At 61.8% G+C, this 26,497-nt stretch carries 21 protein-coding genes; 7 read left to right on the top strand and 14 right to left on the bottom strand.

Features of this window, described 5'->3' with window-relative positions:
- Nucleotides 1-83: 83 nt before the first annotated feature.
- Complete coding sequence (amaB, locus tag ACZZ0Q_RS01585; protein WP_463540325.1) at nt 84-1,574, bottom strand: L-piperidine-6-carboxylate dehydrogenase; 1,491 nt, start codon at nt 1,572-1,574, stop codon at nt 84-86.
- Nucleotides 1,575-1,721: 147 nt separating this feature from the next.
- Here amaB and ACZZ0Q_RS01580 point away from each other — a divergent pair, with 147 nt between their 5' ends.
- The gene (locus tag ACZZ0Q_RS01580; RefSeq protein WP_463540326.1) at nt 1,722-2,609 is read left to right on the top strand and encodes a LysR family transcriptional regulator; all 888 of its coding nucleotides are present in this window, start codon (nt 1,722-1,724) and stop codon (nt 2,607-2,609) included.
- Nucleotides 2,610-2,714: 105 nt separating this feature from the next.
- Nucleotides 2,715-3,734 carry a 2-oxoadipate dioxygenase/decarboxylase family protein gene (locus tag ACZZ0Q_RS01575; protein ID WP_463540327.1) on the top strand — a complete coding sequence of 340 codons (1,020 nt, stop codon included), beginning with the start codon at nt 2,715-2,717 and terminating at the stop codon, nt 3,732-3,734.
- A gap of 215 nt (nt 3,735-3,949) precedes the next feature.
- Here the strand turns inward: ACZZ0Q_RS01575 and azu are convergent, their stop codons facing one another.
- Complete coding sequence (gene azu / locus ACZZ0Q_RS01570; RefSeq protein ID WP_122491933.1) at nt 3,950-4,399, bottom strand: azurin; 450 nt, start codon at nt 4,397-4,399, stop codon at nt 3,950-3,952.
- A 367-nt stretch (nt 4,400-4,766) separates the two neighbouring features.
- Here azu and ACZZ0Q_RS01565 point away from each other — a divergent pair, with 367 nt between their 5' ends.
- Both ACZZ0Q_RS01565 and ACZZ0Q_RS01560 read left to right on the top strand, forming a co-directional pair.
- Entirely contained in the window at nt 4,767-5,354 is a 588-nt protein-coding gene (locus ACZZ0Q_RS01565; RefSeq protein ID WP_122491935.1) for a TIGR00730 family Rossman fold protein, read from the top strand.
- 89 nt (nt 5,355-5,443) lie between these two features.
- Complete coding sequence (locus ACZZ0Q_RS01560) at nt 5,444-5,608, top strand: hypothetical protein (protein WP_463540328.1); 165 nt, start codon at nt 5,444-5,446, stop codon at nt 5,606-5,608.
- A gap of 18 nt (nt 5,609-5,626) precedes the next feature.
- On the opposite strand, the gene ACZZ0Q_RS01555 is transcribed toward ACZZ0Q_RS01560, so the two are convergent.
- The 6 genes from ACZZ0Q_RS01555 to ACZZ0Q_RS01530 form a co-directional block, all read right to left on the bottom strand.
- Nucleotides 5,627-6,742: an SO2930 family diheme c-type cytochrome gene (locus ACZZ0Q_RS01555; protein WP_463560230.1), complete on the bottom strand. Its 1,116-nt coding sequence runs from the start codon at nt 6,740-6,742 to the stop codon at nt 5,627-5,629.
- The gene (locus tag ACZZ0Q_RS01550; RefSeq protein WP_463540329.1) at nt 6,739-7,980 is read right to left on the bottom strand and encodes a parallel beta-helix domain-containing protein; all 1,242 of its coding nucleotides are present in this window, start codon (nt 7,978-7,980) and stop codon (nt 6,739-6,741) included. Before ACZZ0Q_RS01550 ends, ACZZ0Q_RS01555 begins: the two co-directional genes overlap by 4 nt.
- A gap of 383 nt (nt 7,981-8,363) precedes the next feature.
- A complete protein-coding gene (locus ACZZ0Q_RS01545) occupies nt 8,364-9,251 on the bottom strand; it encodes a transglutaminase family protein (protein ID WP_463560228.1) in 888 nt (295 codons plus the stop codon).
- Entirely contained in the window at nt 9,251-11,737 is a 2,487-nt protein-coding gene (locus ACZZ0Q_RS01540; protein WP_463540330.1) for a circularly permuted type 2 ATP-grasp protein, read from the bottom strand. The genes ACZZ0Q_RS01545 and ACZZ0Q_RS01540 overlap by 1 nt, the downstream gene beginning before the upstream one ends.
- A 118-nt stretch (nt 11,738-11,855) precedes the next feature.
- Nucleotides 11,856-15,152 (bottom strand): transglutaminase family protein, encoded by a 3,297-nt coding sequence (locus tag ACZZ0Q_RS01535; RefSeq protein ID WP_463540331.1) that lies wholly within the window; start codon nt 15,150-15,152, stop codon nt 11,856-11,858.
- A gap of 532 nt (nt 15,153-15,684) precedes the next feature.
- On the bottom strand, nt 15,685-18,003 hold the full coding sequence (locus ACZZ0Q_RS01530) for a YgiQ family radical SAM protein (RefSeq protein ID WP_463542254.1): 2,319 nt from the start codon (nt 18,001-18,003) through the stop codon (nt 15,685-15,687).
- Nucleotides 18,004-18,231: 228 nt separating this feature from the next.
- On the opposite strand from ACZZ0Q_RS01530, the gene ACZZ0Q_RS01525 reads away from it, so the two are divergent.
- Complete coding sequence (locus tag ACZZ0Q_RS01525; RefSeq protein ID WP_463542255.1) at nt 18,232-20,124, top strand: diguanylate cyclase domain-containing protein; 1,893 nt, start codon at nt 18,232-18,234, stop codon at nt 20,122-20,124.
- A gap of 64 nt (nt 20,125-20,188) precedes the next feature.
- On the opposite strand, the gene alr is transcribed toward ACZZ0Q_RS01525, so the two are convergent.
- Complete coding sequence (gene alr / locus ACZZ0Q_RS01520) at nt 20,189-21,262, bottom strand: alanine racemase (RefSeq protein WP_463540332.1); 1,074 nt, start codon at nt 21,260-21,262, stop codon at nt 20,189-20,191.
- 180 nt (nt 21,263-21,442) lie between these two features.
- Here alr and ACZZ0Q_RS01515 point away from each other — a divergent pair, with 180 nt between their 5' ends.
- Together ACZZ0Q_RS01515 and ACZZ0Q_RS01510 are read left to right on the top strand one after the other, a co-directional pair.
- The gene (locus tag ACZZ0Q_RS01515; RefSeq protein ID WP_122451568.1) at nt 21,443-21,808 is read left to right on the top strand and encodes a VOC family protein; all 366 of its coding nucleotides are present in this window, start codon (nt 21,443-21,445) and stop codon (nt 21,806-21,808) included.
- A gap of 51 nt (nt 21,809-21,859) precedes the next feature.
- Nucleotides 21,860-22,561, top strand: a complete 702-nt coding sequence (locus ACZZ0Q_RS01510) for a helix-turn-helix transcriptional regulator (protein ID WP_122451569.1) — start codon at nt 21,860-21,862, stop codon at nt 22,559-22,561.
- Nucleotides 22,562-22,757: 196 nt separating this feature from the next.
- Here ACZZ0Q_RS01510 and dnaB read toward each other — a convergent pair whose 3' ends face one another.
- The 5 genes from dnaB to rpsF form a co-directional block, all read right to left on the bottom strand.
- Nucleotides 22,758-24,155, bottom strand: a complete 1,398-nt coding sequence (gene dnaB / locus ACZZ0Q_RS01505; protein WP_122451570.1) for a replicative DNA helicase — start codon at nt 24,153-24,155, stop codon at nt 22,758-22,760.
- Between the two features lie 121 nt (nt 24,156-24,276).
- Nucleotides 24,277-24,723 (bottom strand): 50S ribosomal protein L9, encoded by a 447-nt coding sequence (gene rplI / locus ACZZ0Q_RS01500; RefSeq protein ID WP_122451571.1) that lies wholly within the window; start codon nt 24,721-24,723, stop codon nt 24,277-24,279.
- 21 nt (nt 24,724-24,744) lie between these two features.
- A complete protein-coding gene (locus tag ACZZ0Q_RS01495) occupies nt 24,745-25,635 on the bottom strand; it encodes a hypothetical protein (protein ID WP_463540333.1) in 891 nt (296 codons plus the stop codon).
- 36 nt (nt 25,636-25,671) lie between these two features.
- Nucleotides 25,672-25,902 (bottom strand): 30S ribosomal protein S18, encoded by a 231-nt coding sequence (gene rpsR, locus ACZZ0Q_RS01490; RefSeq protein ID WP_002551829.1) that lies wholly within the window; start codon nt 25,900-25,902, stop codon nt 25,672-25,674.
- 28 nt (nt 25,903-25,930) lie between these two features.
- Entirely contained in the window at nt 25,931-26,356 is a 426-nt protein-coding gene (gene rpsF / locus ACZZ0Q_RS01485) for a 30S ribosomal protein S6 (protein WP_122451573.1), read from the bottom strand.
- Between the last annotated feature and the right edge of the window lie 141 nt (nt 26,357-26,497).

Here is a 26,497-nt window from a genome sequence, read left to right as displayed (position 1 = left end):
GAAAAAAGCGGAGTTGGCTGTAGCCAATGAGCATTTTTGAATCTGTGTTTAACGCCGCATGGCCGAGCGCAGTAGTTTTCTCGTCAATCGAATGTGATGCCCTGGGCTAGCGGCAGCTCGCGGGAATAATTGACGGTGTTGGTCTGCCGACGCATATACGCGCGCCACGCATCCGAGCCGGACTCGCGACCGCCACCGGTTTCTTTTTCGCCGCCAAACGCGCCGCCGATTTCCGCACCGCTCGGGCCGATGTTGACGTTGGCGATGCCGCAGTCACTGCCCACGGCCGACATAAACTGCTCGGCCTCACGCACGTCGGTGGTGAAGATGCACGACGACAAGCCCTGCGGCACGTCGTTGTTCAGGCGGATGGCGTCGGCGAAGTCGCTGTAACCGAGCACGTACAAAATCGGCGCGAAGGTTTCGTGGCGAACCACGGCGCTTTGCTCGGGCATTTCCACAATGGCCGGGGCCACGTAATAGGCGTTGGGGAAGGTGTCTTGGAGTTGGCGAGCGCCGCCGAACACCGTGCCGCCTTCTTGTTTGGCCTGCACCAGCGCCGCTTGCATGCCGTCGAAGCTTTGCTTGTCGATCAGCGGCCCGACCAGGTTGCCTTCCAGCGGATGGCCGATGCGCACGTTGGCGTAAGCGGTTTTCAGGCGGGCGACAATTTCGTCTTTCACCGACTCGTGGGCGATCAGGCGGCGCAAGGTGGTGCAGCGCTGGCCGGCGGTGCCGATGGCGCTGAACAGAATGCCGCGCACGGCCATATCAAGGTCGGCACTGGGCGCGAGGATCATGGCGTTGTTGCCGCCCAATTCCAGAATCGAACGGGCAAAACGCGCCGCCACAATCGGCGCCACTTCACGGCCCATACGCGTGCTGCCGGTGGCGCTGACCAATGCCACGCGACGGTCCTGCACCAGCGCTTCGCCGGCTTCGCGGGCACCGATGATGACTTGGCTGAGGTGGGCCGGGGCATCGCTGAATTGCTTGGCCACACCGTCGAACAATGCCTGGCACGCCAGGGCGGTGAGCGGGGTTTTCTCCGACGGTTTCCACACCACCGAGTTGCCGCACACCAGCGCCAGCGTGGTGTTCCACGCCCACACGGCAACCGGGAAGTTGAACGCGCTGATCACGCCGACCACGCCCAGCGGGTGCCAGGTTTCACGCATGTGGTGGCCGGGGCGCTCGGAGGCGATGGTCAAGCCATAGAGCTGGCGCGACAGGCCGACGGCGAAGTCGCAGATGTCGATCATTTCCTGCACTTCACCCAAGCCTTCCTGGGTGATTTTGCCGGCTTCCCACGACACCAGTTCGCCGAGTTCGGCCTTGTGCGCGCGCAGCGCTTCGCCGAACAAGCGGATCAACTCGCCACGGCGCGGCGCCGGCACTTGGCGCCAGGCCTGGAAGGCGGCTTCGGCCTGGCCGATCTGGGCCTGCACGGAGGCGGCATCCTGTAGCTCGACCGTGCCGATCTGGCTGCCGTCGATAGGCGAATGCACCGCGTGGGCGCCCTGTTGATAACGCGACGGGGCAACGCCCAATTTGTTCAGCAATGCAGCAACCATGTCCGGCACCTTTTAACCAACGGGTGAAATGTGATGGCAGCAGTAATAGCCGGCTCGCCTGCGCGCAACAAACGACCTTTACTCCACACATCATTCCGTTTAGTAATGCCAAACCCTCAATCGCCCGCCGCCGGACCGACTACCGCCATGCTCAAGCGCCACATGCCTTCGCTCACCGCCCTGCAATGCTTCGAAGCGGTGGCGCGGCACCTGAGTTTTACCCGCGCCTCGGAAGAACTGGCGCTCACGCAAAGCGCCGTGAGCAAGCAAGTGGCGCAGCTGGAAGAAGTGGTGCAACACCTGCTGTTTCGCCGCGTTCGCCGAAGTTTGCAGCTCACGCCAGCCGGCTCGTTGTACCTGGCCGAGGTGCGCAAAATTCTGACGCAGGTGGAAATGTCGACCCACTACCTGCGCTCCTATGGCGGCGAAACCGAAGTGCTGCGCGTGGCCACCTTGCCGACCTTTGGCGCGCGTTGGCTGGTGCCGCGTTTGAAAGGCTGGCGGTTGCGTCATCCGAATATTCACCTGGACGTGCGCAACGAATTGGAGCCCGACGAACTGGCGCAAGGCCTTAGCGACGTAGCGTTCTACTTCGGCCAGAGCGCTCGCCCGGGTGCCGAATGCGTGCGTTTGTTTGGCGAAGAGATGGTGCCGGTCTGCGCCCCGAGCGTGCTGCCCACTGAGCCGTTCACCGATCCCACCCAACTCACCGAATTAGTCTTGCTGCAAAACGCGACGCGCCCGGAAGCGTGGCACGAATGGTTTCAAAGCCAGGACCGACACACGGAGCACAGCTATCACGGCCCGCGCTTCGACAGTTTTTACATGTGCATTCGCGCCGCCCAGGTCGGCTGCGGCGTGGCGTTGCTGCCGCGCTTTCTGGTGGAAGAAGAACTGGCCGAAGGCAAGCTGGTGATCCCGTGGCAACACAGCCTGACCAGCAACAGCGCCTATTACCTGGCCTACGCTGAACACGCGGCCGAAGTGCCAAAGGTGCGCGACTTCGTGCGCTGGATTCACGAGCAGATCGACTAAGCCGCCAATACGAATTTATGGAATGAACCCGGCAGTTTTTTTCGCTTGTCGCTCGCCATGTCGCCAGGTTTGATAGCCACACGAAATAGCCCAAGAGCCGCCGCCATGTCCCGTGATGCCCACTTGTTCCAGCTTGTCGCTGCCACCATCGGCGAGGCCGCCGCCGAGTGGGTGTTCGCCCATGTCGCCATTCCCGAAGGCTTGGCCGGCTTCGCCAACAGCGAGCAGCAGCTGCACCGCGCGTGGCTGGCGGAAGCGCTGAACCTGAGCCTGTTCCACAAACTGGTGGAAGCGGTGCCCAACGGCCGGTTGTATGTAGAAGAGCAGCGCCAAGATGGCCGCCAGGTGGTGTTCGACCACGGCGCCATCCGCACCGTCGACTGGCCCGAAAACGGCGCCCTGCCCCGTGGCCGTCACGCCTTCACGCGCTTGCTGGAACCGCTGGGTTTTACCGATGTGCGCACCTACCCGCTGACCAAACTGAAAATGACCGGCTACGCCTACCGGCAGATGGACCTGCCCGCCGACATCGCTCAATTCTTCGTCTCGGAACTGCACCCCGGTCGCTTCAGCGAAGCCTTTCAGCAGGCCGTCACCCGCGTGTGCGAAACCAGCCGCGACCCGCTGACCGCCGAGCACCTGGCCACGCTGCGCACCTTGCGCCAAACCCGCCACTGCACCGTGGCCGCCGCCCTGCAACTGCTGCCCGCGCTGTACCGGGCATTCGACTGCCAACACGCGACGGTTCAGGAAAGTGATTACCAGGCGTTGCTCAGCGAAAGCGCGGAAATGGCCTGGATCGCCACCGAGGGCAACCGCTTCAACCACCTCACCGACCGCGTAAGCGACCTGCAAGCGGTGGTTGACCATCAGCGCACCTTGCAGCGGCCGATGAAAGACAGCATCGAAACCTCCAGCTCACGCCGCGTCATGCAAACCGCCTACAAAGCCGTGCAAGTACAGCGCGACTTCATCGACGCCCACGGCCACACCGTGCAGCGCACCGTACCGGGTTCGTTTGTGGAGTTCATTCAGCGGGAAGTGGACGAAGAGACGGGCGAGTTGGACCTGCATTTCGACAGCAGCAACGCCCAAGGCATTTTCAAAATGACCGATTCGCGGTAGCGATGGACTGTGGGAGCTAGCTTTAGCGAAGCTTTTCCGTTTGCAGGGTTCGCGACCAAGGTCGCTCCTACAAAAGCTCTATCCGCCCTCACTCAAGGGTTTCTGGGCTAAGGCCAGACAAGGCGAAGCCGCGTTTTGAAGCGCAGCGTACGTGAGTACGTGAGCATTCAAAACGCGGCTTCAACGCCGTATGGCCGACGACCAGGAAGCCGTCTTCAGTCAACCAAAGAAACAGAGCCTTTCATCATGCTGGAGTGGCCCGGGAACGAGCAGAAGAACGAATAATCGTCGCCCGCTTTCAGTTTGCTCACATCAAAACTCACCGAGTCTTTCTCGCCAGCACCAATGATTTTGGTGTGGGCAATTACGCGGTCGTCGCCGGCTTTCAGGTAGTTGGCGTCGATGCCTGCGCCCATGCCGTCGCCCGTTACGCCAGCCATGTCGGCGGTTTTGGCGATGACCAGGTTATGGCCCATGACGTTTTTAGGCAGCGAACCGCTGTGGGTCAGGTTCACGGTGAAGGTTTTGCAGCTTTTGCTGATTTTGATTTCTTTGGTGTCGTAGCTCATCTGGTCAGTGGAGTCGACGGTGACGGAGCAATCGGCGGCGAATGCCTGAAGGCTGGCCAGCGAAAGTACGGAAGCGAGTGCGAGCTTGCGAAGCATGGTGAACTCCTTGGCAGGGTGGGCAATGCGCCCGGTTTAACAGTGACGAACAGGTAGTGCGTGTTTAAACAGACGGTTGATAACACAGACGAGTTCAAGCAAACGCGAGGCAAAAAGCCGCATGGCCACGGTGCTATGGCGCTCATCGAAACAATTAAACGGCCTAAACGCTCGGCGGTACGTAGCCTGAGCGCTCATTTAACGAGGCGCTTCCCATGACTATCAACGACCTGCTGCGCAGCCTGCTCGCCGCCTACGCCTGTGGCGCCAGCGGCACCTGCGCCGATGAACTGCGCCACGTTTAACCCTTGGTGAGCGCGCCGTCAGCGGCTACCCTGTGGACGCATTTTTGTCTGTGGAGTGGCTTATGTCGTTGCGTTCGCTGTGTGTGTTCTGTGGTGCCAGCCCTGGCGCCAACCCGGTTTACACCGAAGCGGCGGTGAATCTGGGCCGTGCCTTGGCCGAGCAAAACATCCGCCTGGTGTACGGCGGCGGTAAGGTCGGCTTGATGGGGACGGTCGCTGACGCCGCACTTGCGGCCGGCGGCGAAGTGGTCGGCATCATTCCGCAATCGCTGAAAGACGCCGAGATCGGCCACACGGGCCTCACGCGCCTGGAAGTGGTTGACGGCATGCACGCACGCAAAGCGCGAATGGCCGAATTGAGCGACGGTTTTATCGCCCTGCCCGGCGGCCTGGGCACGCTGGAAGAATTATTTGAAGTCTGGACCTGGGGCCAACTCGGTTACCACAGCAAGCCTTTGGGGTTGCTGGAAGTGAACGGCTTCTATGCCAAGCTCAACGACTTCCTCGATCACCTGGTCGCCGAACGCTTCGTGCGTGCGCCGCACCGGGAGATGCTGCAAATCAACGAGTCACCCACCGACCTGATTGCCGCCATGGCGGATTGGAAACCTTCGGTCGCGCCCAAATGGGTAGACCGCACGCCCACCTGACACCTTCAGCCAACTGCCTGGCTCACTGCGCAAATCACAGCGCGTGGGCTTTACTCAAGGCAATGCGCACCGACACAGCAGAGGACTTTATGGCCAAACCCAATTACAACTTCGCCAAGCAACAGCGCGACCTTGCCAAAGAACAGAAGAAAGAAGAGAAGCGTCAACGTAAATTGGCCCACGGCCAAGCCGAGCAGCCTGAAGAAGGCACTGAGCCAGAAGCCGACAGCGTCGACGACAAGCCCAGCGAGTAACACGCCCACAGACGCGGTTCAGCAACCGCCGTCCAGGCTGGCGATCCAGCGCGTGAGCATCTCCACCCCTTCGCGATGAACCACCGACCGCCCCAGCTCCGGCATCATCACGCTGGGGTCGGTGCTGTCGACGCGGTAGATCAGCACCGATTCATCCGGCTGGCCCGGATGAATATCCACCAACCGATTCCCCGAGCCTTTCCCCGCCGCCACCGGCAGCTTGCAGATACCGCTGTGAATGCCCGTGGCCGTCGCCAAATTGAGCATCAACCCCGACGTACGCGCCGGCCCTTTCGGGTTGTGGCAGTGGGCGCAGTTGGCGTCGAGGTAGCTGCGCGCTTGTTTCTCCAGGGTTTCGCCCGCGCGCGGATGGCCCCAGAGCGCGTTTTGCGGCACGCCCGCCAGCTCGGCCGGCAAGCCGCTGAGCAGGCCTTTTTGTTGCCAGCGCTGCAACTGGTTGGCGGTGCCGTCGGCGTACACCACGTCTTTGTTCAGGTGACGCGCTTTCGGGCCTAGCGGATTGATGCCCTGGCCATGGCTTTCCTCATGGCAGCCGGCGCACTGGTTGGCGTCTGGCACTTCGTAGTCCACGGCAAGGGTTTGCCCGGCGTCGTCGAGCAGGCTCAGGCTTTGGCTGTCGCCGGCCAGTTCCAGGTGCGCCTCCTGTTGTTTTTCATCCCAGACATAAGGCAGCGCCACCCAGCCGCTTTTTTGCTTGAGCAAAATGCGCGTTTCCACCAGATGCACGCGGGCCAGGGTCAGGCCGGTGCTGGGGTCGCGGTCGTCCTGATTGTTGCGGCGCAGGCGGCCTTGTTCATCCTTGGGGTAGTAAAAGGTTTTGCTCAGCACGGTGCCGACGGGGAAGTCGAAATGCTCCTCGCCATACGCCGCCGCTTCGCCCTTGGGCATCCACACGGTGCGCATCTTGTGGGCGTAGTCGGTGAACAGCGGCGTGTTGAGGTCATACGGCGTGACCTCAGCGACCGGCTGCAAATGCCCGTCACCGAGTTTCAACATGCCCCACTCACTCAGTGTTTGCGGGTAGTTCTCGCCTTCGGGCAAGTACAACGGTGCCGACTGCTTGGAGCACGCCGCCAACAGCAGCGCGCCCGCCAACACGAGCCATGCCTTCATGCACCCTGCCCCGCTTTGGCCGAGGCCAGTTCGATGGCCGGCAGTTTCGGCAGGCTGCAGGTGTGGCTGCTCATGTCGGAGCTGATGTTTTTGTAGCCGTTGGGGGCGTCGACGTTGAGCAACTGCGCGGCGCCGTTATCCACGCAAATCGCCAATTCAGGCGGCAGCTTGCCGTTTTTGACTTTGTCGACGTTCACGTAGCCGTCCCAGAGAATGTCCGGCAGACGCCCGCTGAGGCCGAACTGGCTGATGCGCAGGGCTTTGAGTTCGAGGTTGTCCGGGCTGTCGCCTCCTGGGCCAAAGCGGTTGCCGTAGATGTAGATAGTTTCCGGGTACGGGTCGAAACCATCGGCGGTGGAGAGGTTGGTGTAGCCGGTGCTGAAGTAGCTACTGACGATCAGGTTGGCGGTTTTGTGCTCGCCGATATCGTTGTCGAAAATTTCCACCTGATCGTTGGAATTGATCACCACGCCCGAGCCTGCCGGCACGCTGGCAACGGGTGTGCCCTTGTGGCCGAAGTTGTCGTGGTTATTGCCCTGCACCTTGTTCTTGTACACGCGGGTGGCGCGCCCGGCCTGCTGCAAGTTGGGCATGTTGAACACCAGAATGCCGCCGGTGTTGCCGGTGGCGACGTTGTCGTAGACGTCGGCGCCAATGGTGTTCTCGATTTCGATGCCGGCCACGTTCTTCTCCGCCCGGCTGTTGCGCACCACCACGTTGCGCGACTGGCCGACGTAAATGCCGGCATCCGATGCACCGATGGCCACCACGCCGTCCACCAGCACGTTTTCGGTTTGCACTGGGTAGATGCCATAGGCGCCGTTCTCGGTCGCCGGGCCGCCCGTCCATTCGGTACGCACGCGGCGAATAATGATGTTCTTGCCGCCGACCACCTTCAGCGAATCGCCTTTGGTGTTTTCAAACGCGAGGTCTTCAATGGTGAAGTCGGACGCATCCACCAGCAGCCCTTCGGCTCCGCTTTTCTGGCCTTTGAAACTCAGCACGGTTTTATCCATGCCCGCGCCCTTGATGGTCACGCCACTGGCCTTGAGGCTCAGGCTGCGGTCGAGCTGATAGGTGCCGGCGGGAATGTCGATGACATCGCCGGCCTTGGCCTTGATCAGCTTGGCTTGTAATTCTTTCTGGAAATCAACGTGAGTCACCGCCGGTTTCTCCGGCTCGCCGCACGCGGCCAGCAACACGGAAACGGCTAATACAGACAAGGTGGCGATACGCATGGCGGGCTCCGCTAGGCTTTTTGTGAGTTTTTGTTTCCTACAGAGTTGGCACTATAGTTCCACATAAAATAAAAACCAAGGGTTACGTGGGATTCGGAAAAGCCTGACTTGATTCGTTGGCTAAAACCGAACACCCGTCATCCTCGCGCAGGCGGCGGTCCGACGTCTCGGGATCCAGGCGCGGTGATTGTCTAAGCAATGCCGCTCGGCTCGAAACTCTGGATTCCGAATCGTCGGACCGCCGCGTGCGCGGGAATGACGGTGGGTGAAGGGAAGTACACGCGAACACCTGTAGGAGCGGCTTTAGCCGCGATGCTCTTGGGGGCAAAAAACATCGAGGCTAAAGCCTCTCCTACAAAAAGCATTCAAACCTGCGATGGGCCCTACAGCGGAATCACCGTCACCTGCACATCCGGATCATGGCTCCCGCCACCCAGAATCACGCCACGCAGCGGTGAGACGTCGGAGAAGTCGCGGCCTCGGGCGAGGCTGATGTGTTCCAGTGCCGGGCGCACGTTGTTGGTGGGGTCGAAGTCCACCCAGCCGAGCGCCGGGCAGTACACCGATACCCACGCATGGGAGGCGTCGGCGCCGATCAGGCGGGGTTGGCCGGGCGGTGGCTGGGTGAGCAGGTAGCCGCTGACGTAACGCGCCGCCAAACCGCGCGAGCGCAAGCAGGCCAGCATCAGGTGGGCGAAGTCTTGGCACACGCCACGGCGCCGCTCCAGCACTTCCACCAGCGGCGTCGCCACCTGGGTGGCTTCGGCGTCAAAGGTGAATTCGCGGAAGATTTTTTCCATCAGCGCCTGCACGCCAAGCAACAGCGGGCGGCTGGGCGGAAAGCAGCTGTCGGCATAGTCGGAGAAGGCTTTTTTCAAGCGCACATAGGGCGACTCGAAGCAGAAGCGGCAAGCGTCGAGCACCGCGTCGGGCTTGGGTTTGCCGTTGTAGGTGAGCACGCTGCGGGTGTGGTCCCAGGCGGGCGACTGGCGAAAATCCAGCGCCGGTTGTTCGCGCAGTTCCACCACCAGGCGGGCGTTCACTTGCAGCTCGTCGTGGGGCCGTTCGAAGGCCAGGCGGGTGACCGGGTTGCCGAATACATCCTGCTCATCGCGGCGGCTGGTGGGCTCCGGATTGATGTGCAGCGCTTGCTCAACGCAAATCTGCCAGGGGCTCGGGCGCGGCCACAAATGCGCCAGTTGTTGGGCCAGCGACACCGGGCTGTCGTAGCGGTAATGGGTGTCGTGAAGAATCTGATAGCGCGCGCTCATTACACCGACACCGTTTGCTTGCTGACGTCATCGACATGGGCGAAATGGCGCAACGCCAAGCGGTCCGAGGCATGGCCGGCCGCTTCCGACACCTGCTTGAGCAGCACCACCAAACCGTCCAGCACCGCCCGCAGACTGGTCACGCCAAACAACTGGTTTTCCAGGCTGCCGAGGTCGAAAGCCGCCAGGCGCTCGGCCAACAGCGACAGCCCGACTTCGCGCGGTGCGGCGAAATCTTCGTTAAGGCGACTGAGCGAGCGCACGGCCAGGCGCAGTTGGAACAGCACGGCGTGGGGGTTTTGTTCGTCGAGCAGCAGCAAGTCCAATACCGGAATCAGCTGCGGCACGGCCATGTAGCGCGAGCGGTACGTAATGCTGCTGTTGCCCAGCTCCAGTAGCCATTCCAGGCCGACCTGATCGAACACCGCTACGCCATGAAGAAACTCGGCCAGGCTGCTGCTGAGAAATTGCAGGCGCTCGATTTGCCGGCCCACCATGAGAAAGCGCCAGCCTTCGTCGCGGGTCATGTCGTCCAGGGCAAACCCCGAGAGCGCGGCGAGCGACATCACCAAGCGGTTGAGGAAATCCAGCAGCTCACCGAAGTCGGGTTTTTCGCTGTCCAGAATCTGCGCGTCGTGTTGCAGCTGCACCAGCGCTTGCCAGTTTTCCCGCGAAAGCTTGCCGCGCACTTGCGAGGCCGCCCACTGCAAGCGCAGCAGGTTGGCGCGCAGGCTGGCGGGCCAGTCCGGGCCCATCAAGGCGACCAGCAAGCGGTCGTGCAAGTCGCCGGCTTCGGGCAGCAATTTCAGGCTTTCGGCCAGCTCCACCGCCGCTTGCAGCGCCAGCGGATCGTCGCCCTCGACATAGCGCGCCAGCATGATGCGCAGCAGCCGCGCGCTGTCGTCGCAGCGCTCGCAGTAGCGGCCAAACCAGAACAGGTTTTCAACGATGCGCGAGGGCAGATACGGGTCGCGCCGCACCAGGCCGAGGCCGCCGAGATTCTTTGGATTGGGCCTGGTTTCCCCGCCAGGCGCCGGCTCGCCCAGCACCCAGGTGTCTTTGCTGGCACCGCCGCGCTGCATCGACACCACGTCGGCGTCGGCCTCGGTGGCCACCCGCGTCAGGCCGCCGGGCAGAATGCGATAACCGTCGGCATCGGCCACGGCGTACACGCGCATGCCAATGGCGCGCGGCTGTAACTGTCCGTTCTCCGGCTGCCACACCGGCGCCTGCGACAGCTGCGCCAGTTCCTGCGCCACATAGGCGTAGGGGCGTTTACGAATGCGTTTGGCCAGGGCTTCGCGCTGCGCTTGGCTGAGGTCGCGACCAAACACCGGGGTGAAACTTTGCGACGGGAAGGCGGGCTTGATCAGCAGCCCCGGCAGCTTTTCCAGCGCCTGTTCCAGCACCGGCTCTTCGCCGCACCACCAGGTGGCAATCGACGGCAAGAGCAAATCTTCGCCGAACAAATGCTGATTGATCTGCGGCAAAAAGCCGAGCAAACCCGGCGACTCCAGCACACCGCTGCCCAGCGCGTTCGCCACCAGCACGCGGCCTTGGCGCACCGCTTCGAGCAGCCCCGGCACGCCGAGGGCGGAGTCGGTGCGCAGTTCCAGTGGGTCGCAGAAGTCGTCGTCCAGGCGGCGCATGATGGCGTGCACGCGGCGCAAACCGCTGAGGGTTTTCAGGTACACAGTGGCGTCACGAACGGTCAGGTCGCCGCCTTCTACCAGCGGATAACCGAGCTGGCGCGCCAGGTACAAATGTTCGAAGTAGCTTTCGTTAAAGCGCCCCGGCGTCAGCAGCACCACCAGCGGCACCTCGCCGTCGGTGGGCGCCTGGCGGGCCAGGGTTTCTTGCAAGGTGCGGAAGAAGGCGTTGAGGTGCTGAATTTGTAAATCGCGGTACAGCTCGGGAAACGCCCGGGAAACGATCTGCCGGTTTTCCAGGGCATAACCGGCACCCGACGGCGCCTGGGTACGGTCCGCCGTCACCCACCAGCGGCCATCGGGGGTGCGCGCCAAGTCCACGGCGTACACATGCAAATACGTGCCATCCGGCGGTTCGACGCCTTGGCACGGCCAGAGAAAATTGTTGTGACCGAAGATCAATTCCGCTGGCAACAAGCCCTTGGCGATCAGAGTTTGCGGGCCGTACAAATCGGCCAATACGCTGTTGAGCAGCTTGGCACGCTGGGAGATGCCGGCGGCGATTTTCTGCCATTCATCAGCGGGGAGAAGATGGGGCAGCAGATCCAATTCCCATGGCCGGTCGGCGCCTTTGGGGTCGGCGTAGACGTTGTAGGTCACGCCGTTTTCCTGAATTTGTCGCGTCAGCAACGCCTGGCGCTGGGCCAGTTGCAGCACGCTGCTGCGCTGCAATTGGTCGAACAGCCGCCGCCAATGCGCGCGCAGGTTGCCCTCGCTGTCGAGCATCTCGTGGTAGCTACCCGGTGTCAGCCGGTACAGGTCTAGCAGGTCAGGCATGTAACGCTCGGCAGACGACAGGAAATCAGAAAGTACCGCTCAAAAGCGTAGCGCAGCCCGGCAATATCACCCATGGCGCGCCACCTGCTCTGGGCGGCGCTTGCCGTGGGCAAACCGGTCAGCGTCGATGCAGGCGCAGGTCCAAGGTCATCGGCAGCTCATCGTTGATCTGCAACGTCGGCACCGACAACTGCCCGGGGTTATGCCCAAGGCGGAAAAAACGCGCCATGCGCCGGCTTTCCGCTTCGTTGGCGTTCACCGGCAGGGTCTCGTAATTGCGCCCGCCGGGGTGGGCGACATGATACTGACAACCGCCCAGCGAGCGCTGCATCCAGGTATCCAGCAAATCGAACACCAACGGCGCGTGCACGCCAATGGTCGGCTGCAACGCGTTGTATGGCTGCCAGGCGCGAAAGCGCACGCCGGCAACGAACTCGCCCACTCGCCCGGTCGGTTGCAACGGCACCGCCACGCCATTGCAGGTGAGCAAATAGCGCTGCGGCGGCAGGCCGTTGATTTTCACCTGCACGCGCTCCAGCGAGGAATCGACATAACGCACCGTGCCGCCGCCACCGCCCTCCTCGCCCAGCACATGCCACGGCTCCAGCGCCTGCCGCAGTTCCAGCTCGATACCGGCCACGGCGTAATCACCGATTTTCGGGAAGCGAAACTCCAGATGCGCGTCGAACCACTCAGCGCGCAGCGGATAGCCGGCGTTGTTCAGGTCGACGATCACGTCGGCGAAGTCTTGCTGGATAAAATGCGGTAGCAGGAAGCGGTCGTGCAGCTCCGTGCCCCAGCGCGCCAGTTTTGGCGGCGCGTAAGGCTCGCGCCAGAAACGCGCCACCAGCGCTCGCAGCAACAGCTGCTGGGTCAGGCTCATGCGCGCATGGGGCGGCATTTCGAAACCGCGCAGCTCCAGCAAACCGAGGCGGCCGCTGGCGCTGTCGGGCGAATAGAGTTTGTCGATGCAGAACTCGGCGCGGTGGGTGTTGCCGGTCACGTCGATGAGCAGATTGCGCAACAGCCGGTCGACGATCCACGGCGGGCATTCTTCGCCCGGCGCCGGCATTTGCGAGAAGGCGATTTCCAGTTCGTAGAGCGAGTCATTGCGGGCTTCGTCGATGCGCGGCGCCTGGGACGTCGGGCCGATAAACAGCCCGGAGAACAGGTACGACAACGACGGGTGATTGTGCCAATAGCTGATCAGGCTGCGCAGCAAATCGGGGCGGCGCAGAAACGGCGAGTCGGCCGGCGTGGCGCCACCGAGCACGAAGTGGTTACCGCCGCCGGTGCCGGTGTGGCGGCCGTCGATCATGAACTTCTCGGTGGTCAGCCGGGTTTGCCGCGCTTCTTCGTAGAGGAACTCGGTGCGCTCAACCAACTGCTCCCAGCTCGACGAGGGCTGCACGTTCACTTCAATCACACCGGGATCGGGCGTGACGCGGAAGTTGCCCAGACGCGGATCGCTGGGTGGCTCGTAGCCTTCGAGCAGCACCGGGCAATGCAACTCCTCGGCGCAGGCCTCGATGACGTTGACCAGTGCCAGGTAATCCTCAAGCGCGGCGAGCGGCGGCATAAACAGGTACAAGCGCCCGTCCCGCGCTTCGGCGCACAAGGCGGTGCGCGTCAGCCAATGGGCCGACTCGTCGATTTTCGGCTCGCGCTGTTCGGCCTTGGCCGGCGCTTCACCGCGCTCGGCCGGCAGCACGCGCAGCGCATCGCTGGACGGCAATTCGGCGAAGCTCTGATTCGGGTCGGGCACATGCACAAACGGAAACTCCGCCGCCTTTACCCACGGCTGCGACGCCAGCGGCAAGCGATAACCCATGGCCGAGTCGCCCGGCACCAGCCGGCAGTGTTCGTCGCGCAAATACCAGCGCCCGCTTTGCCAGGCATCGCCATCTGCGGTGCGCGCCAACGGCAGCACTTGGCCTACAACTTTATCCAGGCCCTGGGCGAAGACTTTGCGCAGCCGCGCCCGCTCCATTTCATCGCTCAGGCGCGAATCTTCAGCGCTGACGTTCTTGGGCAACGCGCCCTCGCGCCAGAGGTAATAGAAATTGTCTTCATAGGCGGGAAACACGAACTCGCCGGGCAGTTGCAGACGCTCGGCAACGCTGGCGAGGAAGCGCCCGGCGAGCGCGCCATCGGCTTCGTAGTTCTGGGTTTCATCGGCAACCAGCGCCGGGTTGTGCCAGATCGGCTCACCGTCGTGGCGCCAGAAACAGTTCAGCGACCAGCGCGGCAGTTGCTCGCCCGGGTACCACTTGCCCTGGCCGAAATGCAGCAGGCCTTTAGGCGCATAGCGCTTGCGCATGCGCTGGTACAGCTCGGCGGACAGCTTGCGTTTGTTGTCGCCCAGGGCGTCGGTGTTCCACTCGGGGCCGTCGGGATCGTCGATGGATACAAAGGTCGGCTCGCCGCCCATGGTCAGGCGCACGTCGCCTTCGAGCAGGTCGTGATCAATCTGCCGGCCAAGGCGCTCGATCTCCAGCCATTGCTCCTCGGTGTACGGCTTGGTCACGCGCGGCGCTTCCCAGATGCGCTCCACCGACATCTCGTGGGTGAACTCGGCCTCGCACGGCTCCACCACGCCACTGATGGGCGCCGCGGAGGAAGGCTCCGGGCTGCACGCCAAGGGAATATGGCCTTCGCCGGCAAACAGGCCGGACGTTGGATCGAGCCCCACCCAACCGGCGCCGGGCAAATACACCTCGCACCAGGCATGCAGGTCGGTGAAGTCCACGGTGGTGCCGCTGGGGCCGTCGAGGGCTTTGACGTCGGCGGTCAGTTGAATCAGGTAGCCGGAAACAAAGCGCGCCGCCAGGCCGAGGCTGCGCAGAATCTGCACCAGCAACCAGGCCGAATCGCGGCATGAGCCGGAGGCGTTGACTAGGGTTTGCTCGGGCGTTTGTACGCCCGGCTCCATGCGGATGAGGTAGCTGATGTCTTGGCTCAGGCGCTGGTTCAGGGCGACGAGGAAGTCGATGGTCGGCAGCGGCTTGCGCTCGATGCTGGCGACGTAGGCGTCGAATTTTGTCGTGGGGTCGAGGGTCGCCAGGTACGGCGTCAGCTCGCGCTTTTCATCGGCCGAATAGGTGAACGGGATTTTTTCGGCGTAGGGCTCGAGGAAGAAATCGAACGGGTTGAACACCGCCATTTCGGCGACCAGATCAACCTCGATGCGCAGCTCGGTGGTCTTCTCCGGAAATACCAGGCGCGCCAGGTAATTGCCCTGGGGGTCTTGTTGCCAATTGATGAAGTGCTTTTCGGGCAGCACTTTCAGCGCGTACGAGAGCACGCGCGTACGGCTATGGGCCGCCGGGCGCAAACGCACGATTTGCGGGCCAAGGTCTACCGCGCGGTCATAGCGGTAGTGGGTAACGTGGTGCAATGCGACATGAATCGACACGGCGTGCCTCCTGCGAGCCTTGGCGGGCTGTGAGCCGCGCAAGACTTATGCCAGCCGGGGCGGAGCCGGTGGTTTCGCTACCCGTCCCTGCACCCCGGCACCAAAATCGCGCCAGTGGCGATGCGTGGGGCGGAGGATCGCACGTAAACGGGGCGCAGGGGATGCAGAGGTCTTCATTCCAGTGGGCGAGATCACGCCTCGGTGGTCAATCGCTCCGTCATCCTCGCGAACGCGGGGATCCAGAATGTTCAACCGAACGCATGGAAGCCGGGCGCTACGATCAAAATCCAGGCAAAAGCCCCTCTCCCCTAGCCCCTCTCCCGCAAGCGGGAGAGGGGAATGGATCGGGGAGGTTTCGAGAATTAAAGTCGGATCTCTCAGCCTCGACCAAGACGCCGTCTCAGAATCCGCACGCATCTCTGCCCCCCTCGCCCGCTTGCGGGAGAGGGGCTGGGGGAGAGGGCCGGGGCAGACTCGGTCACATACAAAAACGCCAACCCGAAGGTTGGCGTTTTTTGTTCATGCACAAGCCTCAGCGCGGAAACACAGGCTGCCGCGCCGGCTTCTTGCCGCCTTTGCCGCCCTTGCCCTTGCCGCCTTTGGCCGCGTCGTGACGGGCTTTAGCGTCTTCCTTGCTCTTGGCAAACGCCGCCGCTTTGGCTTGCTCGCGTTTATCCCACGGATTGCCGCCGTCGCTCGCGCGCGGGGGCAGGCCGGTGTGCTGGGTGAGGATTTTGGTTTCCTTGGCCACTTTATGGCTGCCGGCCGGCGTCGAGTTTTTCCGACGTGCGCTCTGGTAGCTGTCGGTAGCCGGCTGGTGCAGCGGAATGAGCTGGTTCTTGCCCGGCCCAATCAGGTCGCCACGGCCCATGCGCAGCAGTGCTTCGCGCAACATCGGCCAGCCTTTGGGGTCGTGGTAGCGCAGGAAGGCTTTGTGCAGGCGGCGTTGGTCTTCGCTTTTAACGATGGTCACGCCGTCGCTCTTGTACGTGACTTTGCGCAGCGGGTTTTTGCCCGAGTGGTACATCGCCGTGGCGGTGGCCATGGGCGAGGGGTAGAACGCTTGCACCTGGTCGGCTCGGAAGCCGTTGCCTTTGAGCCACAGGGCCAGGTTCATCATGTCTTCGTCGGTAGTGCCCGGGTGCGCGGCGATGAAGTACGGGATCAGGTACTGCTCTTTGCCCGCCTCTTTCGAGTACTTCTCGAACATGCGCTTGAACTTGTCGTAGGAGCCAATGCCCGGCTTCATCATCTGATTCAGCGGGCCTTCCTCGGTGTGTTCCGGGGCAATTTTCAGGTAGCCGCCCACGTGGTGCGTGACCAGTTCTTTCACATATTCAGGCGATTCCACGGCCAGGTCGTAACGCAGGCCAGAGGCGATCAGAATTTTCTTCACGCCGGGCAGCGCGCGGGCGCTGCGGTACAGCTGGATCAGGCTGGAGTGGTCGGTGTTCAGGTTCGGGCAAATGCCGGGGAACACGCACGATGGCTTGCGGCACGCGGATTCAATTTCCGGGCTCTTGCAGGCGATGCGGTACATGTTGGCGGTTGGCCCGCCGAGGTCGGAAATAACCCCGGTGAAGCCCGGCACTTTGTCGCGGATTTCTTCGATCTCGCGAATGATCGACTCTTCCGAGCGGTTCTGGATGATGCGGCCTTCGTGCTCGGTAATGGAGCAGAAGGTGCAGCCACCAAAGCAGCCACGCATGATGTTTACCGAGAAACGGATCATGTCGTAGGCGGGAATTTTCTCTTTGCCATATTCCGGGTGCGGCACGCGCTGGTATGGCATGCCGAACACGTAGTCCATTTCTTCGGTGGTCATGGGAATGGGTGGCGGGTTGAACCACACATCCACTTCGCCATGTTTCTGCACCAGGGCGCGGGCGTTGCCTGGGTTGGTTTCCAGGTGCAGCACGCGGTTCGCGTGGGCGTACAGAACCGGGTCGTTGCGCACCTTTTCCATGGACGGCAGGCGGATCACGGTTTTGTCGCGGGTCATGCGCGGGCTGGCCAAAATCTGCACGACTTTGGCCTCTTCCGGATCTTCAACCGGGCCTTTTTCCTGCTCGATGGCGCAGGCCTGGGTGTCTTGCGTGTTCACGTACGGGTTGATGATCTTGTCGACCTTGCCCGGACGGTCGATGCGCGTGGAATCGACTTCGTACCAGCCCTGCGGCGTGTCGCGGCGGATAAACGCGGTGCCGCGCACATCGGTGATGTCTTCGATTTTCTGCCCATACGACAGGCGCTGGGCCACTTCGACGATGGCGCGCTCGGCGTTGCCGTAGAGAAGAATGTCGGCGCTGGCGTCGATCAGAATCGAGTTGCGCACGCGGTCTTGCCAGTAATCGTAATGCGCGATACGGCGCAACGAGGCTTCGATGCCGCCAAGCACGATGGGCACGTTTTTGTAGGCTTCTTTGCAACGCTGGCTGTACACCAGGCTGGCGCGGTCTGGGCGTTTGCCAGCCAGACCGCCAGGCGTGTAGGCGTCGTCGGAGCGAATTTTCTTGTCGGCGGTGTAGCGGTTGATCATTGAATCCATGTTGCCGGCCGCGACGCCGAAGAACAGGTTCGGCTCGCCGAGCTTCATAAAGTCGTCTTTGGACTGCCAGTTCGGCTGGGCAATGATGCCCACGCGAAAGCCTTGCGCTTCGAGCAAACGGCCGATGATCGCCATGCCAAACGAAGGATGATCCACATACGCATCACCGGTGACGATGATGATGTCGCAGGAATCCCAGCCAAGCTGATCCATCTCTTCCCGGCTCATCGGCAGGAAAGGTGCAGGCCCGAAACACTCGGCCCAATACTTTGGATAATCGAATAGCGGCTTGGCTGCTTGCATGGGGGAACCGTATGGCAGTTGCATGGAAAATCGCGGGCGCGGAATATAGCACAAAAAATGTACAGAATCCGACTGTGTCAGTCAGCTACTGGCCGATGGATGACAAGAAAGTCGCTCAAGCCCTGTCATCAATTTCCGATACTGATAGCTATACTCGACCCAGTTTTAATCGCCCGGCCGCAGCGCTTGGCTACAAGGAGTTATGCGGTGCGGCTGAACATTGTGCGGATGTGCCTGTATGCCTTGTTGACCGTGTGCGCTGCCCACGCGTCGGCTGCGGCGCCCATGCTGCTGGACCGCAGCAGCAGCGGCCAGTCGCTGAACGGGCACATCGAGCTGCTCGAAGATGTCGGCGCCACGCTGAATATTGCCGACATGGCCAAGCCCGACATTCAACAGCGCTTCGTGCCAGCCAATGGCAAAGCCAGCGTCGGTCAGAGCCGCAACCCGTGGTGGATTAAAGTCACCCTGCAACGGCGCAGTGAAGCGCCAGCGCTGTGGTGGCTGGAGATCGGTTCAGTCACCCAACTGAACATGCAGTTCTACCTGCCCGGCCCGCACACCAGTTGGCAGCAGCGCCAGAGCGGCGAAGTGGTGAATTACGCCGAAGGCCGCGACTACCCGTACCGCCGCACGTTGTTCAAGCTACCTGAGCTGGGCGACGAACCGCTGACCTTTTATTTGCGCAGCTACGACCCGGCGGGCAATTCGTTTCCGCTGAAGGTCTGGCAATTGGATGACCTGAGCCAACTGGCCGCCACCGAGAACATCGGCCTGGGCCTCATCTACGGCATCATCACGGCGCTGCTGCTGTACAACCTGTTTATCTTTTTCAGCCTACGCGACGCGGCTTACTTCTGGTACGTGCTCGCCACCGGCGGCGCCCTGCTGTTTATCGTCAGCATGACCGGCCACGGCTTCCAATACCTGTGGCCCAATCAGCCGGTGCCGGTGTGGCTCGACCGCATTGTGCTGCCCTCGTTGTGGGGCATTTTCGCCACGCGCTTTACCCAAACGCTGATGCAGACCAAGCGCTATGTGCGCTGGGCCCATCACCTGCTGAACCTGGCATGTGTGGTGTATGTGGTGGCGATTGCGCTGGACGTTGCCGGACAGCGCGGCACGGCGGCGTGGATTATTGCCCTGCTGTCGTTCACCAGCATTCCGGCGGCCTTGGGCGCGGCGTTTATTCGCTGGCGGCAGCATTACTTTCCGGCGCTGCTGTACCTCTGCGGCTACGGCCTGATCCTGGGCAGCACAGGTTTGCTGCTGCTGCGCACCACGGGCGTGGTGCAGCCGGCTGGCTGGAATGCGTACGTGTTTCCGTTGGCGGTGGCGGCGGAGTCGATTTTGTTCTCCTTCGCCCTCGCCTACCGCATCCAGACGCTCAAGCACGACCGCTCCACGGCGCTGCAACAGGCCGACCGCGAGAAAACCGCGCGCCTGTCGCAGATACAAGCCAGTGCCGACGAACTCCAGCGTGCCGTGGAAGTGCGCACGGCCGAACTGGCCCAAGCCAACCAGCAATTGCGCGAACGGGAACAGGCGCTGCAACACGCCGCCTTTCACGACCCGCTGACCGACCTGCCCAACCGCCGCTACTTGATTGAGCGCGTGGAAACAGCGTTGGCCGATGCCAGCCGCCGTCACGAGTCTGTGGCGCTGCTGTTGGTGGACCTCGACCATTTCAAACCAATCAACGACCGCCACGGCCACGACGCCGGCGACCTGATGCTGCGCACCATCGGCCAGCGCCTGCGCGAGCATGTGCGCAGCAATGACATGGTGGCGCGTTTGGGCGGCGACGAATTCGCCATCGTCATCAGCGGCCCGGAAGCCGAGCAGCACGCGCAGGAAATTGCCGTGCGCTTACTGAGCGAATTGGCCAAGCCGGTGCTGTATGGCGCGAACAATCTGGCGGTGACCATCAGTATTGGCGCCGCGCTGTTTCCGCAACACGCCAAGCAATTCGCGGGGTTATACAAGGCGGCGGACGAGGCGCTGTATCAGGCCAAGAGCCAGGGCCGTTCTGGCTGCATCATTCGCGGCAAGGATGGCTCGCTGACGCCGGAGCAGTGCCTGTTTTTGGATGTGCTGCAGGTGCCGACGGGGTTGGTGTAAGCAGTCTGCTAGCCGCGCTGCTGCTCAAGAGCATCGCGGCTGAAGCCGCTCCTACAGGGTTAAGTTAGTCGTGATAGCGGCGCGGCACGCGGCCGGTCACTTTGGTTAGCAATTCGTAGCCAATGCTGGCGCAGCGTTGCGCCAGCTCATCCACGGGCAATTGCGCGCCCCACAATTCCACCGCATCGCCCAGCTGTGCACTCGGCACATCCGTCAGGTCGATGCTGAGCATGTCCATCGACACCCTGCCCGCCAACGGCACGCGCTGGCCGCGTACCACCACTTCGGTGCCGGGCGGTGCGTGACGCGGGTAGCCGTCGGCGTAGCCGCAGCTGACGGTGCCGATCAGCGAGGGCCGCTGGGCGATCCAGCTGGCGCCATAGCCCACGCTTTCACCGGCTGGCACTTCTCGCAGGGCGATCACCTGTGCGGTGAGCGTCATCACCGGCTGCAATCCCAACTCCTTAGCGCTTAGCTCGGCAAACGGCGTGGCGCCGTAGAGCATGATGCCGGGGCGCTGCCAGTCCATATGCGCGGCGGGAATGGTCAGCAGCGCGGCGGAATTGGCGAGCGAGCGCTGGTCGAAATCCAGATCAAGCAGGCTTAGAAACTGCTCGACCTGCTGCTCATTCAGCTCATGGCCGCGCTCGTCGGCGCAGGCGAAATGCCCGAGCACATTGAGTTCGGCCACGTTCCCGGTTCCGGCCAGGCGGCCATGCCATTCGCGCAGCTCGGCAGCGGATAAACCCAGGCGATGCATACCGCTGTCGAGCTTCAGCCACACGTTCAGCGGCTGTGCCATTGCTGCTGACATCAGCGCCTCGGCCTGGGCGGCGTTGTGCACGGCGACGTCCAGGTTTAACGCGGCGGCCTGCTGGTATTCAGCCGGCTCGAAACAGCCTTCAAGGAGCAACACGCGCGCCTGCGCATTTACCTCGCGTACGGCTTGCGCCTCTTCCAGGCAGCACACGGCGAAGCCGTCAGCGCTGGCTAGCGCGGCTACCACTTCACGCACGCCATGGCCGTACGCGTTAGCTTTGACCACCGCGAAAGCCTGCCGCCCTGGTGCGCAGCGATGGGCGACGGCATAGTTATGGCGCAGGGCGGCGAGGTTCACGGTGGCGATTAACGGACGCATGGCAGGCTCGACGGCATGGAAAAAAGGGACGGCAGTTTAGCCCAGCACGGCGCAGAAATATCGGCGCAGGCTACTGACAGAATGCTGTCAGTAGCCCCCTCGTAAAGTGGCGGCCAGCAGCATGCAACGGCAACCCGCCGACGGCTGCAGACTCCCTCAATACCCCAAGGAATGAATGCCATGAACGCCGTGAACTGGTTTGAACTCTACGTCAGCGACTTCGACCGTGCCCACACCTTCTACCAGCGCGCGCTGGATATCGAGATGCCGATTGTCGATGGGCCGATGTCGCGCATGGGCATTTTCCCCGGCGAAGAAAATGGAGGCGTCGGCGGCTGCGTGTGTGCGATGGCAGGCATGCATCCGGGCACCGGCGGCACGCGCGTTTACCTCAATGTGGAAGGCCAACTCGACGCCGTGCTGGACCGTGTTCCGAACGCCGGCGGCGTCATCCTGCAGCCCCGCACCGAGATCGCGCCGCACGGTTTCATTGCCTTGATTAAAGACAGTGAAGGCAATAGCGTTGGGCTGCACAGCGTGTCCTGACGTTTAAAACATCGCGGCTTCGGCCGCGATGGCCAACCACCGAGACCAGCCATGAGACGCGCCGACCGCCTCTTCCAGATCGTGCAGTTTTTACGCAGCCGCCGCCTGACCACGGCGCAGTGGCTGGCCGAACGGCTGCAGGTGTCGGTGCGCACCATCTACCGCGACATACAAGATTTGTCGCTCTCCGGCGTGCCGCTGGAGGGCGAGGCGGGCGTTGGCTATGTGCTGCGCCAACCCATGGATTTGCCGCCGCTGATGTTCGAGCGCGAGGAGATCGAAGCGCTGATGATCGGCGCAAAAATGGTCAAAGCCTGGGCCGACCCGGCCCTGCAACGGGCGGCGGAATCGGCACTGGCAAAAATCCACAGCGTGCTGCCGGGCGACCTGCGCAGCGAACTCAATCGCCACAACCTGTTCGCCCCCGAAACCAACCTGTACCCCGTGCATTGGCTCGGCCAACTGCGCCTCGCCATCCGCCAGCAACGTAAGCTGCAACTGAGCTACAAAGACGAAAAAGGCCAGAGCAGCGAACGCTGCATTTGGCCCTTGGGGCTGTTCTTCTGGGGGCAGACCTGGACGCTCTGCAGCTGGTGCGAACTGCGCGGCGACTTTCGTAATTTCCGCGTGGATCGGCTGGATACGCTGACCGATACCGACCAACACTTTGAATGCAGCGACGGGCAGCGGCTTGAGGATTACTTGGCGCCGTATGTGGACGCCGATTTTATGGCGCCGCGTTACAAGGCGTAGGGTTGGGTTCGGTGAATTTTGGGCTTCGCTGTGCTCAACCCAACCTACTGCTTTTGACGCGATTTTGGCGAGACCGTAGCGAGCGGCGTTCTGGCAAGGAGCCCGGAGCAAAGCGCCCGGAGTGGGCTGGAGCCCATGAGGACGCGAGCACCGCGCGACGCAGCATAGACGTCGTTCCCGCCGATCTGGGCCGGAATTACTCGTCGTCGTCGAAGTTGTAGCTACCCGGTGCCAGGTTTTCGAATCTTGTGTATTTGCCCAAGAACGCCAACCGAATAAAACCAATCGGACCGTTCCGCTGCTTGCCGATGATGATTTCGGCCACGCCTTTGTGTTCGGTTTCGGGGTGATAGACCTCGTCCCGGTACACGAACATGATCACGTCGGCGTCCTGCTCGATGGCGCCGGATTCACGCAAGTCGGAGTTCACTGGGCGCTTGTTGGGGCGCTGTTCCAGGGAGCGGTTGAGCTGCGACAGCGCGACCACGGGGCAGTTAAATTCCTTGGCCAGGGCCTTCAAGGAACGGGAAATTTCCGAGATCTCGTTGGTCCGGTTGTCGCCGCTGGAGCCTGGAATCTGCATGAGTTGCAGGTAGTCGATCATGATCAGGCCGACGTCGCCGTGTTCACGCACCAGACGACGGGTTCGCGCACGCATTTCCGAAGGGCTGATGCCGGCGGTGTCGTCGATGAAAAGCTTGCGGTCGTTGAGCAGGTTGACCGCCGAGGTCAGCCGCGGCCAGTCGTCATCGTCGAGCTGACCGGAACGCACTTTAGTCTGGTCGATACGGCCGAGGGAGGACAGCATACGCATCATCAGCGATTCGCCTGGCATCTCGAGCGAGTACACCAGAATCACCTTGTCGCTGCGCAGTACGGCGTTTTCCACCAGGTTCATGGCGAAGGTGGTTTTACCCATCGACGGACGACCCGCCACGATGATCAGGTCCGAGGGCTGCAGGCCGCTGGTTTTGTCGTCGAGGTCGGTAAAGCCGGTGGACAGACCAGTGATGCCTTCGCCGGTATTGAACAGCTCGTCGATGCGGTCGATGGCTTTGGTCAGCAGCGCGTTCACGCCCACCGGGCCACCGGTTTTCGGCCGGGCCTCGGCGATCTGGAAAATCTGCCGTTCCGCTTCATCGAGAATTTCGGCAGCTTGCCGGCCTTGCGGGTTGAAGGCGCTGTCGGCAATTTCGGTGCTGATGCCGATCAACTGGCGCAACGTGGCGCGCTCACGAACAATCTGCGCATAGGCCTTGATGTTGGCCACCGACGGGGTGTTTTTCGCCAGCTCGCCGAGGTAAGCCAGACCACCGGTTTGCGAGGTCTGGCCTTCTTTATCGAGCTGCTCGGAGAGCGTAACGACGTCGAACGGCGAGTTTTGGTCGGCCAGCTTGGCGATGGCGCGGAAGATCAGGCGGTGGTCATGGCGATAGAAGTCACCGTCCGAAACCTGGTCCAGCACCCGCTCCCAAGCGTTGTTGTCGAGCATCAAACCACCGAGCACGGCCTGTTCGGCCTCGATGGAATGGGGCGGGACCTTTAGCGCAGCGGTTTGCAGGTCGAACTGTTCGGGATCGGAAATATCGTTCATGGCCACACGGAATCAGGAATGCAAAACAGGGAAGACAGAAAGACAAAGGGCACGATCTGCGAGTGCAGATCGTGCCCGATGTAAACCGCTCACACCAGAGGTGCGGGGCGATCGGCGTTACTTAAGCAGCTACCACGACAACGCGGACAGTTGCTTCAACGTCGGAGTGCAGGTGCACTGCTACGTCGAATTCGCCCACGTGACGGATGGTACCGTTCGGCAGACGCACTTCCGATTTAGCCACTTCCACGCCAGAGGCGGTCAGGGCGTCGGCGATGTCGTGAGTACCGATGGAACCGAACAGCTTGCCTTCATCACCAGCGGTGGCAGTGATGGTCACTTCCAGCTCAGCCAGTTGAGCAGCACGAGCCTCAGCCGAAGCTTTCTTCTCGGCAGCCAGTTTTTCCAGCTCTGCACGACGCTCTTCGAACGCAGCAACGTTCGCAGCGGTAGCGGCAGTTGCTTTGCCTTGCGGCAGCAGGAAGTTACGGCCGTAACCAGCCTTAACATTCACTTTGTCGCCCAGGTTGCCCAGATTGGCGATTTTTTCCAGCAGGATGACTTCCATTTGGGTCTTACCTCTTAACTTTTAACCTTCACCGTTCGCGGGGCCGGCACCGTTGCGTGCGTGGCGTCCGCGAAAATCAATCAGACTGTCGACAATGGCCAAGGCCACCAGTAACGGATAAATCAGCTGCATAAAGAGCAACAGGCCTATGTACATCCCGACTAGCCAGAACTTGCCCAGTCGCCCTACAAACACCAGCCCATGCAACAAGGCCAATCCTGCAAACGCCAGCGGTACGCTGCACAGCGGCGTAAGCATGGCCAATTGCGGTCCGATATTCGGACCTAGCAGCATGCACACCAACAGCCCCATCGCTAACGCTGGCGGCAGTCGCAACGCCCGAAATTCGAGCCCGAAACCACCAGGGTTGTACAACGCAGCCTGCCAATAACGCCCAAGAATCAGGCATAGCAGACTGACGATTTGCAGCACAGACGCCAGCAATCCAGTCAGCACCGGCACTAGCAAGGCATCCAGTCGAGCCCGTTCTTCCACCGGCAATTGCTGGTGGAGTTCCCCGAGGGCCTGCGGCAGGAGTTTTTGCAACTCCGCCGCTACCGCTTCGAGAAATTCACGGTACTGCGAACCCAATACCAAACCGTACACCAGGCCCAAAGCCACGCTACACAACAGCACCCGGTTCCATGACCCACCAGCGCGCAACACCAACGCTAGCCCCAGAGCGCCCAGCAACACCAACAAGGTGCGCGGTTCGCCGAAGTACCACCAGACCAACGCCGGCAGCAGAGCCCAAACCAGAACGCCAGCAGCGTCCTTCAAACCACGCCGCAGGAGCACAAGGCAACCTGCAGCAGCACTTAACCAGAACAGCAGCGGCAATGCCGCACTACCCACCACCACAAGAGTGGCTTGCATGCGACCGCGCATGATGAACTCAGCAACTGCGCGCATGCGATTTATCCCTTACTACGTATCGACCTTCCGGTCTCAGCGGCCGTGGCTGTCGGTGTAGGCGAGCAGGGCCAGGAAGCGGGCGCGCTTGATAGCGGTGGCCAGCTGACGCTGATAACGAGCCTTGGTACCGGTGATACGGCTTGGAACGATTTTGCCGGTTTCAGAAACGTAGGCTTTCAGCGTGTTGAGATCTTTGTAATCGATCTCCTTCACGTCTTCAGCGGTGAAACGGCAGAATTTACGACGACGGAAGAAACGTGCCATGAGATTGGCTCCTCAATAGATCCGTGGATTACTCGTCAGCGTTATCGCTGTCGCTGTTGTCGTTGTCATCGTTGTCGCCATCGATGGAATCGGCTTCAGGACGGTCACGACGCTCGCGGCGCTCGCTGCGGTTTTCTTCAGCCTTGAGCATCTCGGACTGGCCAGTTACGGCTTCGTCGCGACGGATGACAAGGTTACGGATCACGGCATCGTTGTAGCGGAAGTTGTCTTCCAGCTCAGCCAGGGCTTTGCCGGTGCATTCAACGTTCAGCATCACGTAGTGAGCCTTGTGAACATTGTTGATTGCATAGGCCAGTTGACGACGGCCCCAGTCTTCCAGGCGGTGAATTTTGCCGCCGTCTTCTTCGATCAGCTTGGTGTAACGCTCAACCATGCCGCCGACTTGCTCGCTCTGGTCCGGGTGAACCAGAAAGATGATTTCGTAATGACGCATAAATGCTCCTTACGGGTTGTAGCCTGCCGCTTAGCGCGGTCAGACAAGGAGTGAATGACACTGTTAGCTCACCAGACAAAAGGGCACGTATGCGCCTGCCGTCACGGCAAGGGGCGCAATTGTAGAGAAGGGGGCTGGGAG

This window comes from Pseudomonas sp. AC070 (assembly GCF_979258635.1).
The sequence above is the reverse complement of the archived record's forward strand: the minus strand, read 5'-3'. Positions and strand labels throughout refer to the sequence as shown.